The organism is Agrobacterium sp. SORGH_AS_0745, assembly GCF_030818995.1.
In the GTDB taxonomy this organism is placed as follows: domain Bacteria; phylum Pseudomonadota; class Alphaproteobacteria; order Rhizobiales; family Rhizobiaceae; genus Agrobacterium; species Agrobacterium tumefaciens.
The window spans coordinates 2,705,843-2,719,993 of sequence record NZ_JAUTBI010000003.1 but is presented as its reverse complement, the minus strand read 5'-3'; the positions used below and the strand labels follow the sequence as shown (position 1 = coordinate 2,719,993).

The 14,151-nt window shown below is 58.9% G+C and carries 14 protein-coding genes; 12 read left to right on the top strand and 2 right to left on the bottom strand.

The features are described from left to right. Positions 1-82 precede the first annotated feature (82 nt). The 9 genes from QE432_RS23085 (at position 83) to QE432_RS23045 (ending at position 9,791) form a co-directional block, all read left to right on the top strand. A complete protein-coding gene (locus QE432_RS23085) occupies positions 83-856 on the top strand; it encodes an N-formylglutamate amidohydrolase (RefSeq protein ID WP_306625857.1) in 774 nt (257 codons plus the stop codon). Between the two features lie 212 nt (positions 857-1,068). Continuing rightward, positions 1,069-2,583, top strand: a complete 1,515-nt coding sequence (locus QE432_RS23080; protein WP_003513319.1) for an amino acid permease — start codon at positions 1,069-1,071, stop codon at positions 2,581-2,583. A 64-nt stretch (positions 2,584-2,647) separates the two neighbouring features. Then, a complete protein-coding gene (locus tag QE432_RS23075; protein ID WP_013636540.1) occupies positions 2,648-4,012 on the top strand; it encodes a glutamine synthetase family protein in 1,365 nt (454 codons plus the stop codon). An 18-nt stretch (positions 4,013-4,030) separates the two neighbouring features. Beyond that, positions 4,031-5,419: an aldehyde dehydrogenase family protein gene (locus QE432_RS23070; protein WP_306625855.1), complete on the top strand. Its 1,389-nt coding sequence runs from the start codon at positions 4,031-4,033 to the stop codon at positions 5,417-5,419. After that, positions 5,416-6,561 carry an iron-containing alcohol dehydrogenase gene (locus QE432_RS23065; protein WP_306625853.1) on the top strand — a complete coding sequence of 382 codons (1,146 nt, stop codon included), beginning with the start codon at positions 5,416-5,418 and terminating at the stop codon, positions 6,559-6,561. The genes QE432_RS23070 and QE432_RS23065 overlap by 4 nt, the downstream gene beginning before the upstream one ends. 9 nt (positions 6,562-6,570) lie before the next feature. Next, positions 6,571-6,954 carry a hypothetical protein gene (locus QE432_RS23060; protein ID WP_035251832.1) on the top strand — a complete coding sequence of 128 codons (384 nt, stop codon included), beginning with the start codon at positions 6,571-6,573 and terminating at the stop codon, positions 6,952-6,954. Positions 6,955-7,115: 161 nt separating this feature from the next. Next, a complete protein-coding gene (locus QE432_RS23055) occupies positions 7,116-7,832 on the top strand; it encodes a ParA family protein (protein WP_038491666.1) in 717 nt (238 codons plus the stop codon). Positions 7,833-7,891: 59 nt separating this feature from the next. Continuing rightward, on the top strand, positions 7,892-8,539 hold the full coding sequence (locus tag QE432_RS23050; protein WP_026330777.1) for a TetR/AcrR family transcriptional regulator: 648 nt from the start codon (positions 7,892-7,894) through the stop codon (positions 8,537-8,539). 46 nt (positions 8,540-8,585) lie between these two features. Next, a complete protein-coding gene (locus QE432_RS23045; protein ID WP_306625851.1) occupies positions 8,586-9,791 on the top strand; it encodes an MFS transporter in 1,206 nt (401 codons plus the stop codon). A gap of 70 nt (positions 9,792-9,861) precedes the next feature. Here the strand turns inward: QE432_RS23045 and QE432_RS23040 are convergent, their stop codons facing one another. Further along, positions 9,862-11,253, bottom strand: a complete 1,392-nt coding sequence (locus QE432_RS23040; protein WP_003513302.1) for a L,D-transpeptidase family protein — start codon at positions 11,251-11,253, stop codon at positions 9,862-9,864. A gap of 156 nt (positions 11,254-11,409) precedes the next feature. On the opposite strand from QE432_RS23040, the gene QE432_RS23035 reads away from it, so the two are divergent. From QE432_RS23035 to QE432_RS23025, 3 genes are all read left to right on the top strand, one after another. After that, the gene (locus QE432_RS23035; RefSeq protein WP_112682122.1) at positions 11,410-12,243 is read left to right on the top strand and encodes an aldose 1-epimerase family protein; all 834 of its coding nucleotides are present in this window, start codon (positions 11,410-11,412) and stop codon (positions 12,241-12,243) included. A 142-nt stretch (positions 12,244-12,385) separates the two neighbouring features. Then, entirely contained in the window at positions 12,386-12,724 is a 339-nt protein-coding gene (locus QE432_RS23030; RefSeq protein WP_003513297.1) for a TIGR01244 family sulfur transferase, read from the top strand. A 49-nt stretch (positions 12,725-12,773) separates the two neighbouring features. Continuing rightward, entirely contained in the window at positions 12,774-13,115 is a 342-nt protein-coding gene (locus QE432_RS23025) for a RidA family protein (RefSeq protein ID WP_003513295.1), read from the top strand. A 222-nt stretch (positions 13,116-13,337) separates the two neighbouring features. On the opposite strand, the gene QE432_RS23020 is transcribed toward QE432_RS23025, so the two are convergent. After that, on the bottom strand, positions 13,338-14,090 hold the full coding sequence (locus tag QE432_RS23020; RefSeq protein ID WP_306625849.1) for a HugZ family pyridoxamine 5'-phosphate oxidase: 753 nt from the start codon (positions 14,088-14,090) through the stop codon (positions 13,338-13,340). Positions 14,091-14,151: the final 61 nt, after the last annotated feature.

Genomic DNA, 14,151 nt, shown 5'->3' with positions numbered 1-14,151 from the left:
AAATTCCATTTGACACTCGCGATAATGTGAAGAATTCTTTTCGTCATCGGCGGAATGGCAGGTTTCGGGGCGGGATGCGTGCATGACGGTGCGTTCACGGTTTTTCACGGAAGCGGAAGGACAGGCTGTCGGCGTCGAGAACGCCGCAGCAAAGGGCGACGTCGTTCTCGTCTGCGAACATGCTTCAGCCACTATCCCGGAAAAACTCGGTACGCTTGGTCTTTCGCCGGACGTGCTTTCGAGCCATGCGGCCTGGGATCCGGGTGCCTTGGCGGTTGCAAGGCTGCTTTCGCAGAAGCTTGATGCCACGCTCGTCCATCAGCGGTTTTCGCGTCTGGTCTATGATTGCAACCGGCCGCCGGAATCGCCTTCTGCCATGCCGGTCAAAAGCGAGATTTACAATATTCCCGGCAATCTCGATCTGAGCGATGCGGAACGGTTTGCCCGAACCTCGGCGCTTTACGTGCCGTTTCACGACCGTGTCAGTGAGATTATTGCCGAGCGGCAGGACCGCGGCCGCAAGGTGGTGGTGGTGACCATTCACAGTTTCACGCCGGTCTATCACGGTCAGTTCCGTGAAGTGCAGATCGGCATCCTGCACGATACTGACAGCCGGCTGGCCGATGCGATGCTGATGGGCGCCGAGGGTTCTGCGCTGACGGTAAAGCGCAACGATCCCTACGGTCCGGAAGACGGTGTAACGCATACATTGCGGCTGCACGCGCTGCCGGACGGACTTTTGAACGTCATGATCGAGATCCGCAACGATCTGATCGCCAATGAAGGAGACCAATCGGCAATTGCCGATTTTCTCCACGAGCTTATGGGGAAGGCGCTCTCATCAATCGATGAGTGAGGGAGCAATGGGGCGGCTTATGGTGAAAACACCGCAGCCGACCGTCAATGAGACTGCCGCAATCGACAAAAGCCGGAACGGCATGAAGCGGCAAGGGAACAGCAGATGCGTGCGGCGCAGTGCGGGAAACCTCCCGGGCGATGCCGGAAACTGGGGGCACAATCGGCCAATAACGGCTGGCTGGCTTTTTTTTCTATTAAGGAGAGAAGGGCATGGACGGTTCATCATCAGGCGTCAGCTACAAGAAGGCTGATGCATCCTATTTCGAAAAACGCGGACTATCCCGATACGCTGGCGTGTGGTCGCTGTGGTCGCTTGGCGTCGGCGCGGTCATATCAGGGCATTTTTCCGGATGGAATTTCGGCTTTTCCACCGGCGGCTGGGGCGGCATGCTGGTGGCGGGCATCATTATCGCCATCATGTATCTCGGGCTGACATTCTCGATTGCGGAAATGAGCCCGGCGCTGCCGCATACGGGTGCCGCCTATTCCTTCGCCCGCACGGCCATGGGCCCGTGGGGCGGTTTCGTCACGGGACTTTGCGAGAATGTCGAATATGTGCTGACGCCGGCGGTCGTCGTTACCTTCATCACCGCCTATGTGAACTCCATTCTCGGCCTCGATCCGGCCTATTCACCTTTCGTGTGGATAGCCTTCTACGCCATCTTCCTTGCTCTCAACGTCTTCGGACTTGAGCTTTCCTTCAAGGTCACCCTTGTCATCACGCTGATTTCACTCGGCGTTCTGGTGTTCTTCTGGGTCAGCGCCATTCCCAACATGGATTTTTCGCGTTACGCGCTTAATATCGGTGTCGGACCCGATGGCAAGGCTGTGGAGCTGCCGGAAGGCAACGGTTCCTTTTTCCCATTCGGTTTTTCGGGCGTTCTTGCCACGCTGCCTTTTGCGGTCTGGCTGTTCCTCGCCATCGAGCAGCTGCCGCTGGCGGCTGAAGAATCCGTTGATCCGAAACGCGATATGCCCAAGGGTATCATTCTCGGCGTCATCACGCTGATGGTTTCGGCCTTCATGATCGTGCTGCTGAACCCATCACTACCGGGCGTCGGCGCCTTTCATCTCAGCTCGTCGCTTGAACCGCTGCTGGATGGCTTCAAGGCGATCTACGGCGATGGCGGCGTGGTGCTGCTCGGTCTCGTGGCGCTGACAGGCCTGATCGCCAGCTTCCATACGATCCTCTATGCGCAGGGCCGCCAGATCTATTCGCTGTCGCGTGCGGGTTACTTTCCGACCGTGCTGTCGATCACTCATTCGAAATATCGGACGCCATACGTTGCCAATATTGCCGGCGCGCTCGTCGGCCTTGCGGTCATGCTCGTCATCTGGTTCTCGCTGGGTGCGGAACAGGGCGGCAGCATCATCGGCAGCGTGCTTTTGAACATGGCCGTGTTCGGTGCGATGTTCTCCTACATCCTGCAGGCGATTTCCTTCATTCTGCTCAGGAAAAATCTGCCGCATATCGAGCGGCCGTTCCGCTCGCCCTTCGGCATTCCGGGCGCGGTGTTGACAATCATCATCGCCATCGTGACGCTGCTCTATCAGATCCAGGATCCGAACTTCACCAAGGGTGTGCTGTGGGTAGCCGTATGGTTTGCGGTTGCCATTGCCTACTTCGCCTTTGTCGGACGCCATCGCCTCATCCTGTCGCCGGAAGAGGAGTTCGCGCTGGAGCACAAGCAGGCTGCCATGGCAGCGGCGGCTGCAAAGGCCTGATGCTCGAACTGACGGGCGGCCGCATACCGGCCGCCTGCTCGCCACATGAAAAGGGATGGACAAAATGACGAGCTATACATTCGACGCGCTGAAGATGGATGTGGCCGAAGGGCGCATCGACACGGTTCTGGCCTGCCTTGTCGACATGCAGGGGCGTCTGATGGGCAAACGGTTCCAGGCGGAGTTTTTCGTTGAAAGCGCCTTTGAGGAAACCCATAGCTGCAACTATGTGCTTGCCACCGACATGGAGATGGAAACCGTTCCCGGTTACAAATCCTCAAGCTGGGAAAAGGGCTATGGCGACTATACGCTGAAGCCCGACCTTTCGACGCTGCGGAAGGTGCCGTGGCTGGAAGGCACGGCGCTGGTTCTGTGCGATGTGCTCGATCACCACACCCATGAAGAAGTGCCGCATTCGCCGCGCGCGCTGCTGAAAAAGCAGGTGGCGCGGCTGGAGGCGATGGGGCTTAAGGCCTATATGGCCACCGAGCTCGAATTTTTCCTGTTCGACCAGACCTTCGATGCGGCACGCGCCAGCGGCTACAGGGACCTGAACCTCGCCAGCGGCTACAACGAGGATTATCATATCTTCCAGACGACCAAGGAAGAGGACGTCATGCGGGCGCTGCGCAAGGGCCTGCAAGGTGCGGGAATTCCGGTCGAGAATTCCAAGGGCGAGGCGTCTCCCGGTCAGGCGGAAATCAATGTGCGTTATGCCGAGGCGCTGACCATGGCCGACCGGCACGCCATCATCAAAAACGCCACCAAGGAGATCGCCTGGTCGAAGGGTAAGGCGGTGACGTTCCTTGCCAAGTGGAACTACAATGCCGCTGGCAGTTCCTCGCATATCCACCAGTCGCTGTGGAGCCTGGATGGCAAGCCGGCTTTCCTCGACAAGGACGGCGAACACGGCATGTCGGATGTGATGCGGCATTATGTTGCCGGGCTTCTGGCGCATGCCAGCGACATCACCTATTTCCTGGCGCCCTACATCAATTCCTACAAGCGGTTCATGGCTGGCACCTTTGCGCCGACCAAGGCGATATGGAGCCTCGACAACCGCACGGCAGGATACCGCCTTTGCGGCGCGGAAACCAAGGGCATCCGTATCGAGTGTCGTGTCGGCGGGTCGGATCTCAATCCCTATCTCGCCATGGCCGCCCTTCTTGCGGCGGGCATTGACGGCATTGAAAATAAACTCGAACTTGAGCCCGCTTTTGTCGGTGACGCCTATGGCGGGAAGGACGTGCGCGAGATACCCAAGACATTGCGCGACGCGACCGCCTTCCTGGACGGATCGAAAATGCTGCGTGAGGCCTTTGGCGACGACGTGGTCGATCACTACGTGCACGCCGCAAGGTGGGAGCAGGAAGAATACGACCGCCGCGTGACCGACTGGGAAGTGGCGCGCGGTTTCGAGAGAGCCTAATCATTACGGGAAAACATCATGACCATGATCCAGAATATCTCGCCCATCGACGGCTCGGTTTATGCCGAGCGGGAGGCGATGTCGCTGGAAGCGGCGCGCGCCGCCGTTTCGAAAGCGCGCAAGGCGCAGAAGGACTGGGCGCGACGTCCGCTTGAGGACCGCGTTCAGCTGGTTCTCAAGGGTGTGGCGCGCCTTAACGAAATGGTGGCCGAGGTGGTGCCGGAACTGGCGCATATGATGGGCCGCCCGGTTCGTTATGGCGGCGAGTTCAAGGGCTTCAACGAGCGCTCCAATTATGTCGCCTCCATTGCCGCGGATGCGCTGGCGCCACTCGTCATCGAGGAAAGCGGCAATTTCGAACGCCGCATCGAGCGCGAAGCACATGGCGTGGTCTTCGTCATCGCGCCGTGGAACTATCCCTACATGACGGCGATCAATACCGTTGCCCCGGCTCTGATGGCCGGCAACACAGTTGTCATCAAACATGCGGCGCAAACGCTTCTCGTCAGCGAGCGGATGGTGCGGGCTTTCGTCGAGGCGGGCGTGCCTGACGATGTCTTCATCAATGTCTTCCTCGATCACGGCACGACCTCGGCGCTGATCTCCGAAGGCCTGTTCAATTTCGTCAACTTCACCGGTTCGGTGGAAGGCGGCCGAGCCATTGAGCGTGCTGCTGCCGGCACCTTCACCGGTCTAGGGCTTGAACTCGGCGGCAAGGACCCCGGCTATGTGATGGAGGATGCTGATCTCGACGCTGCCGTCGATACGCTGATGGATGGCGCGACCTATAATTCCGGGCAATGCTGCTGCGGCATCGAGCGTATCTACGTCAACGAAAACCTCTATGACGCATTCGTCGAGAAGTCCGTGGCGTGGGTGTCCAACTACAGGCTCGGCAATCCGCTGGAACAGGAAACGACACTCGGGCCGATGGCCAACAAGCGTTTCGCCAAGGTGGTGCGCGCACAGATCGCTGATGCCGTCTCAAAGGGCGCCAAGGCTTTGGTCGATCCCAAGCTTTTCCCTGCCGATGACGGCGAGAGCGCTTACGTCGCTCCGCAAGTGCTCGTCAATGTCGATCATTCCATGGAGTTCATGACCGAAGAAACCTTCGGCCCCGCTCTTGGCATCATGAAGGTGAAGAACGACGACGAGGCCATCGCCCTGATGAATGACAGCAAATATGGCCTCACCGCATCGCTCTGGACGCAGGATGCAGCGCGTGCCGGGCGTATCGGCCGTGAGATCGAAACCGGCACCGTGTTCATGAACCGTGCGGATTATCTCGATCCCGCGCTCTGCTGGACAGGTGTGAAGGAAACGGGCCGTGGCGGCTCGCTTTCCGTTCTCGGTTTCCAGAACCTGACCCGACCGAAATCCTACCATCTGAAGAAAGTCACGAAATGAATATCGTCGCCAACTGGAGCTATCCCACCGCCGTCAAGCTTGGCCGTGGCCGGATCAAGGAACTGGCGGAAGCCTGCAAGACGCTCGGCATCAAGAAGCCGCTTCTCGTCACGGATCGCGGCCTTGCCAATATGGCGATTACCGCGCATGCGCTCGATGTACTGGAAGAGGCTGGGCTCGGCCGGGCGATCTTCGCCGATGTCGATCCGAACCCCAACGAAATCAACATGGAAGCCGGTGTAAAAGCCTATCGCGATGGCGGCCATGACGGCGTCGTCGCCTTCGGCGGTGGTTCCGGCCTCGATCTTGGCAAGACCATCGCATTCATGGCCGGGCAGACGCGTCCGGTCTGGGATTTCGAGGATATCGGTGACTGGTGGACGCGGGCGGACGCCTCGAAGATTGCGCCCATCGTCGCGGTTCCGACGACGGCGGGCACCGGTTCGGAAGTTGGCCGCGCCAGCGTCATCACCAATTCGCGGACCCATGTGAAGAAGATCATCTTCCATCCGAAGCTTTTGCCCGGCGTCGTCATCTGCGATCCGGAACTGACGGTCGGCATGCCGAAGGTCATCACGGCGGGCACGGGCATGGACGCCTTTGCCCATTGCCTCGAAGCCTATTCGTCGCCGTTCTTCCATCCGATGAGCGCCGGCGTTGCGCTTGAAGGCCTGCGTCTGGTCAAGGAATTCCTGCCACGCGCCTATAATGACGGCACGGATATCGAAGCGCGCACCAATATGATGGCGGCGGCTGCGATGGGGGCGGTTGCCTTCCAGAAGGGTCTCGGCGCCATTCACTCGCTCTCGCATCCGATCGGCGCTGTCTATAACACCCATCACGGCATGACCAATGCCGTGGTCATGCCTGCCGTCCTGCGTTTCAACCGCCCGGCCATCGAAGACAAGATTGCCCGCGCTGCCGCATATCTCGGCATTTCGGGCGGTTTCGATGGTTTCTATGATTATGTGCTGGAGCTTCGCAAGGAACTCGGCGTGCCTGATAACCTGACCGCCATGGGCATTAAGCCTGACCGCATCGACGAACTGGCGGCAGAAGCGATCAAGGATCCGAGCTGCGGCGGCAATCCGGTGCCGATGACGCTGGAGAATACCAGGAAATTGTTTGAGGACTGCTTTTAAAGGGTAGTTATGGCAGCCATGAGATTTTCAGTTTTTTCGCCATTGCTCGCAGTGGCGTTTCTAAGCCTGCCCCTTGTGGCGCAGGCCGCTTCTTTCAGGGAACTTTCCGGTCAAGGTTACAAAGTCGGAGCTCTGTCGAGCAATAAGGCGGGAATCCGGGGATGGAATTTGTCCAGGGGTTCAGACCGCTATTTCTGTGAAATGCGCGCGACTATGGCGTATTCTGGAAAGAACGGCATGGTGTCCTTCACCAGCGCCGGACGCATGATTACGCTTGATCGTGCAACCGTTGAGAAAAGGCTGGGCAGTTCCCTGAACTTGCCGAAGTACGAGGATCTAAAAGCCGGCCGCCTGCGCGCGGACGATGTGGGTTCCTGCCGAAAGCTGGCGTGATCAATCAGATGGCAAAAGCCCGCGATTTATCGCGGGCTTTTTGTTGTCCACACAAACGATCTTAGTCTTTTCTTAACCATGTTCGTTAAGGTTATGGAAAGCACCATGATTGGTTCGGTGCATGAATGAGCATGAAACGGCTCTGATCATCAGGGGATATCATGCCTGTCATTACTTTTGCCAACACCAAGGGCGGCGCGGGAAAAACAACTGCCGTATTGCTTCTGGCAACCGAACTTGCCCGCAGCGGCCACCGCGTAACGGTTCTGGATGCCGATCCGCAATTGTGGATTTCCCGCTGGCACGAATTATCAGGCGAGATCGAAAATCTCTCGGTAATTTCGCATGTCACGATGGCGTCCCTCGAGGGGCATATCCGCGAAAACAATGCCAATACCGACTGTTTCATCATCGATCTGCCGGGAGCGAAAAACCCGCTTCTGACCATGGCGCTTGGTATTTCCGACCATGTGCTGATACCGGTGCAGGGCTGCGCCATGGATGCGCGTGGGGCTGCCGAGGTTCTTGACCATATCGAGTTCCTGAACCGCAAGATGGGCAAGGCGATCGCCCACTCCATCGTGCTGACGCGGGTCAATGCCATGGTGGCGACCCGCTCGCTGCTGCTCGTCAAAATGCTGCTGGCCGAGAAGAACGTTTCGGTTCTGAATACGCCGATTGTCGAAAGAGCGGCTTATCGCGATATCTTCGATTATGGCGGAACGCTTCTCTGTCTCGACAAGGACAAGGTCAGCAATATCGACAAGGCGGTGGAGAATGCGAAAGCATTCGCGAGCGAGGTGCTAGGCCTTTTGCCGAAACGCCTATCGCGGTTCGGTACGCAACCCGCGCGCTTTTTCACCCGCAAGGCGGCTTGAAAACACTGCCAATGCCCGGACTGCTGGAGGTGCGGGCATTATTTTTGCTTGATTTGGAAATGATCATTTCCTATATTGCGATCATGACCGATACCAGCCACACCAATTCCCCGGAACAACGCCATCGCGGCAGGCCGCGCGAGTTCGATATCGACCGCGCGCTTGATGGAGCAATCCGTGTTTTTTCTAGGCGCGGGTATCACGCCACCTCTGTCGGTGATCTTACAGATGCGATGGAACTGGCGCAGGGCAGTCTCTACAAGGCTTTCAAGGACAAGAAATCCATCTTCATCGCGACGATGGAGCGCTACAGGACCTTGCAGACGGAGCGGTTTGAAGCCGCCGTTGCCGGTTATGATACCGGTTACGAGCGTTTGCGAGCCGGCCTGATGTTTTATGCGGAACGGTCGCACGGTGCCACCGGTTCGGATGGATGCCTCGTGGTTGGCGCCGCCGCCGATCTCGCCGCACTGGACGACGATATCGCTGTCGTGGTCGAGCGGGCGGTGAAGGCGAGGGAGCGGATCGTTGCCCGACTGGTGGCTGAGGGGCAGAGGGACGGTTCAGTGCAGTCGAAGACCGATCCCGATGATCTCGCCAGAGCGATGTTGTGCATGATGTACGGCATGCGGGTGGTGGGAAAGACCGGGCGCAGTCTGGAAGAGATGACGGCCGTGGTGGATATCGCCCTGAAACTTGCCGAATGATTTTGTGGCTATTTAGGAAACATTCGTTTCCATTTTGGAGAAAATGATGACGACGCGTGTAGTTGAAGGGGAGGATGTTTACGAAACATCCATTTCCCCGGCCCTGACTTTTCTGCTGGCTACCGCCTGCGGACTGATTGCGGCTAATCTTTATTATGGCCAGCCCCTTGCCGGCATCATCGGAGCGGAGCTTGGCCTGTCTGCCGGCGCAACCGGTCTGATCGTGACCCTGACGCAGATCGGCTACGGCGTCGGCCTGCTGTTCGTCGTGCCGCTTGGCGATCTGGTCGAGAATCGCAGGCTGGTCGTCAGCACCGTTTCGATGGCGGTGCTTGCGCTCCTCGCGGCGGCTTTTGCCCCGCATGCGGCACCTTTTCTGATTGCGGCCTTTCTGGTCGGTATTAGTTCGGTCGCGGTGCAGGTTATCGTTCCCTATGCGGCGCACATGGCGCCGCACGCTGTTCGAGGGCGGGTGGTCGGCAATGTCATGAGCGGATTGATGGCCGGTATTATGCTGGCGCGCCCGGTTTCCAGCATCCTGTCGGAAGTGGTCTCCTGGCGCGGTGTGTTCCTGACTTCGGCTGGCGTCATGGCAATTCTCGCCATTGTGCTCTATCGCCTTTTGCCCGTTCGTGTGCCTGAGGCAAGGCTGGGTTATGGGGCGTTGATGGCCTCCATGGGCAGGCTTGCCGCCCATACGCCTATCCTGCGGCGGCGGGCGATCTATCACGCCTTCCTGTTTGCTGCCTTCAGCCTGTTCTGGACGACGACGCCGCTTTATCTGAGCGGGCCGCATTTCAATCTCAGCCAGGGCCAGATTGCGCTGTTTGCCCTTGCCGGTGCAGCAGGCACCGTCGCCGCACCGATTGCGGGGCGCATGGCTGACCGGGGCTGGACCTATGCCGCTACTTTTGCCGCGATGGTGGCAGCGGCGCTGTCATTCGCCGTCACGCATCTTGCGCCGGAAGGATCGCATCTGGCACTCGGCATTCTCGTGGTCGCCGCCATCGTTCTCGATTTCGGCGTCACCACCAATCTGGTGCTGGGTCAGCGCGCCATCTTCACGCTCGGGGCGGAATTCCGCAGCCGTCTGAACGGCGTCTACATGGCGACATTTTTCATGGGCGGTGCGATTGGCTCTGCCGTCGGCGGCTGGGCCTATTCCGTCGGGGAATGGGGTGCTGCGTCCTGGGTCGGCTTTGCTTTACCAGCGGCGGCGCTGCTTTACTTCCTGACTGAAAAGCGCGGATAACATTCATCAACGAAAAAGCCCGGCGGAATGGCATCCGCCGGGCTTTTGCAATTCGTCTTCGCGGTCAATCCTATTCCGCGAACTCAACCACGACGCCGGGTCGGACCATTTTTGCCAGCTCCGTCGCATCCCAGTTGGTGAGGCGGATACAGCCGTGGCTGTTGGTCTTGCCGATCTTCGAGGGTTCCGGCGTGCCGTGGATACCGTAGGTCGGTTTGGAAAGGGCAATCCAGACTGTGCCGACAGGGCCGTTTGGACCGGGCGGAATTTGCAGGATCTTGTCGTTCTGGCCCTGCCTGAAGTTGATCTTCGGATTGTAAGTGTAACCCGGATTAAGCGCGACGCGCTCGACGGTGTGTGTGCCGCTTGGCGAAGGCGTGTCCGTAGAACCGATGGTGGCGGGATAGGCGGCGATCAGAGCACCATCCTCTCCATAAGCGAAGACCTGCTTGATGCCCTTATGCGCGACGATGCGGGCCACCTGTCCCTTTTTCGGTTCCCCCGGATTGACGACCTTGATGATGGTGCCGGGCACGGAAAAATCGATGCCGGGGTTCAGTTCTTTCAGATAGGTCTCGTCCATGTGGAAGCGTTCGGCCAACGCCTCCGACGTGGAGGTGAAGGAGAGGGCGGGTAGCTGCGACTTCTCCGCATAGTCATCCGGAATGGAAGCGACATAGGGGCCGGCTGCATCGGCTGCGGTGATCGTATAATCGACGATCGGCATGCCGCCGGAGGCGCGCAGACGCTCGAGAATGTCCTCGGAATTGTTCGGGTCGAGCTTTTCGCCGGTCATGTCCTGCCAGGCGGCAATCGCCTTGTTGACGTTGTCGCCCATCTTGCCATCGATCACGCCGGGCGAGATGCCTTCGCGGTCGAGGAAGGTCTGAAGTGCCACGATCTCCTGGCGGGACCGGTTGACCGGTGTGGTGACAGGCGTGTGGCGCTCGATCAGGTGCTGCGGCTGCGGAACGGCAGCCGTGGTGCTTTCTTCGGGCATCGGCTGGTTGAGCGGCGCGCTTTCGACGGCGCCCGGGCCGGGAACCGAGCCGGTATAGACATCATCGCCGGAACCATTGCCGCGATATTCGCGGTAATCGCGCACGCTTCCATTATCCTGATAACCGTAATCGCGCTGCGGCTCACGATATTCACCGCCGGGGGCCGGGGGATAGTAGGTGGTGTCGCGTTGCTGTACCTGTTGCCGCTGCTGATAGCCTGACGGCATTTCAGTGGCCAGCAGATTGCCGTACCGGTCATAAAATACCGTGCGGCCCATATTGTCGCGACTGATGACGATGTCGCCACGTTGGGGCACGAAGTCGAGAACACGGCCATCCGGCGTCACCAGAACCGGCTGTTCCTGATAGCCATAACGCTGCTGCGCGCCAGCCTGTAGAGGCGCGCAAACCGCCGCCAAGGCAATCGCCAGACCCAGAGCTGCGTTAACAAACTGTTTCACGATTCTGCTATCCCTTACTTCGTTCATCGATAAACACACCGTAATCTTGACCCTATTGTGAAAAAGGTGAATTCACGGTTAAAGCAATCTTAATTTACGTCACGGTTAGTAGCGTTTCCGTGATTATTGCGCTTTTACTGCCACAGGGAGGTTGTCTTGCGTTCGTTTCAGGCCGGCAAATCGCCATGCATTTTCCTCGATGAAACCTCCGTTTTCGATATTGGCGCCTGTGTTGTCGATGGTATCGACATCGCGCCCGGCCGTGCCATTCCAGATGATGGCGATCCGCGCATCGACCATTCGCTGGAAGGCTTTCTGTTCACCTGCGGTCCCGATCATATCCGCCATCCCGAACCGATCGGCGGTGAGGGCGAGGGGCGTCGATATCCGTTGCATGGGTCCTTCTCCGCGCATCCCGCCAAGATAGTTGCCTTCGGCGTTCATGAGTCCAATGCATTGGCGCGTGCCGAGGTTCCCGTGAACCTTGCCGATGGCGGCACGGCCCTTCTCGAGCGGACATGGCGCATCGATGGCGAAAGCGGCGAAGTCAGCCTCGATGACCGGATCGTCAATACGAGTTCGCGGCCGATCCCGGTTTTTCTGATGTACCACATGAATGTCGGCGCGCGGCTGTTTGACGAGGCCGTTCGTCTGGAAGGTGCCATGCTTGATGGCGGTGGTCATGGCTGGCGCTTTGGCGAGGAGCCGGGCACGGTGTTCTGTGTACCCGCCGGTCAGGACGAATGGGCGGAACTAGCTCTCGGTCCGATTGCCGCAATTGGCGGCAAGACGCTGAAAGTACGTTTCGGCACGGAGACGTTGCCCTATCTGCAGATGTGGCGGAACCAGAAGGATCCGGCCAATGTGCTTGGCATCGAACCGGTTTCGCACCGCTGGGTGGGGCGCGGCGAGCTTGAGGCTGCCGGCGAGTTCAATATGCTGCAGCCGGGCGAAAGCCGCTCCTATGGTCTTCGCTTTTCCATCCTCTGAATAGGGGACTGAATGGCGTACCGAATGAAGGCGCCGCATCATTGACGCAAGAGTTTTGAGCCCTTACATCGGTTGCGGATTTCAGACAGTGGCGACAGCGTGCCAGCGGCGCCAAGGCGCCGGTTTAAGCGGAGGCATTATTATGGATATCAGGCGCATAGACGACGAATATTCGGTCACGGGACAGATCAGCGTTGCCGATCTCGACGAGGTCAAGGCACTCGGCTTCAAGTCGATCGTCTGCCACCGCCCTGACGGCGAAGAAGAAGGCCAGCCGCTTTTCGCCGATATTGCCGAGCGTGCCGAACAGCTTGGCCTGACCATCGTGCATGTACCGGTTGGCCGCTACGGCGTCGATGCGGATGCGGTTACCGGCATGGTGGATGCGCTTGACGAATTGCAGCGCCCGATGCTCGGCTATTGCCGTTCCGGCGCGCGCTCGACCGCGATCTACGAAAAGACCCACCACCTGCGCGGCTGATTTTCCGCGGATAATTCGATTTTCTAAAGCCAATCAACAGGAGTTTTCCATGACCATCAAGCGTATCGAACCGGGCAAGCGCATGAGCGGCGCCGTCATCCACGGCAACACCGTTTATCTGGCCGGCCAGGTCGGTGAGGGCGTGTCCGTGACCGATCAGAGCAAGTCGGCGCTGGCTGAAGTCGATCGTCTGCTGGCCGCTGCCGGTTCCGACAAGTCGAAGATCCTGCAGACCATCATCTACCTCTCCGACATGTCCACCTTCGGCGAAATGAACGCCGTCTGGGAAGGCTGGATCGACCCGGCAAACCCGCCGGCCCGCGCCACCAGCGAAGCGGCGCTTGCTACTCCGGACTACAAGGTTGAGTTCATCGTTACCGCTGCTCTTTGAGTAACGGTTTGATTTTGAGACAGGCCGGGTTGCGGAATGCAGCCCGGCCTTTTTTGTTGGGAAAATTCGAAACGCTCGTTTTGTCATCCTCGGGCTTGTCCCGAGGAGCCAATCACGTATCGCTAATTGATAGGTAGCAGATGCTCGGGACAGGCCCGAGCATGATGGAGGAGAGGCGATTGTCCCAGGTTTGTGAATCGCTTGCGCCCTTCATTTCAGAAGCTAAGCAAGCGCCTTCTCAAGCTGCTTCAACGTCTTCACCCGTTCTGCAAACCACAGCCGTGCCAGGTCGTTGGTTGAGGCGAGGTCGATACCATCAGGGTCTATGGAAGTGATTTTCCAGCGTGCGGTTTTCGCACCCGCAAGAGCGGCCAGCCGTGATGCCTCGCCCTTGATGGCGTTGAGGCGCGCGGCCTCGTCCGCTGCCGCAGCCATCAGCTGTTCCGCGCCGGAAAGGTCACTGCGCAGATCGGCAGGTGTGATGTTGCTGGCGTTGCGGGCAGGGCCACCATTGATCTGCACGCCCTCTGTCCGCAGCCGGTAGAGCCTTGTATCGGGAAGAGAGAGGTAGAGTTTTGCCTTGGGATAGCGGTCGATGTAGCGCTGTCTGGCAAGCGGCACTTCTTTCGGATCGATCAGTTCCGCCTTGCCTACCAGTGTCAGCCGGGGCAGCGTCAGCGCGTCACCCTTGCCGAAGGGGGCAAGTGTCAACGACATACGCGGGTCGGCCTCCATGTTTCGGGCATGCAGCGTCAGGCCCGCCGCGAAGAAGAACGGCGTACCATCCGGCTCTATGCCGATATTGGTGGCGGTCGTATAGGGATAACCGCTGACCGGATCGAGGGTCGCGAGCGCCGCTGTGCGGGATGTGTGCAGGACATCGAGTGCCACGCGCACGGCCTCGAATGGCGCACCGGCCGAAGGTTCGATCTTTGCGCCGCGTGGGGTGATGACGGGAGGGGCTGCATCCGGCATGTCGTTTCCTAACCTGTATGTTCTAGTCAGGATTTACACCATGCCGGAGCCATGTCCATGC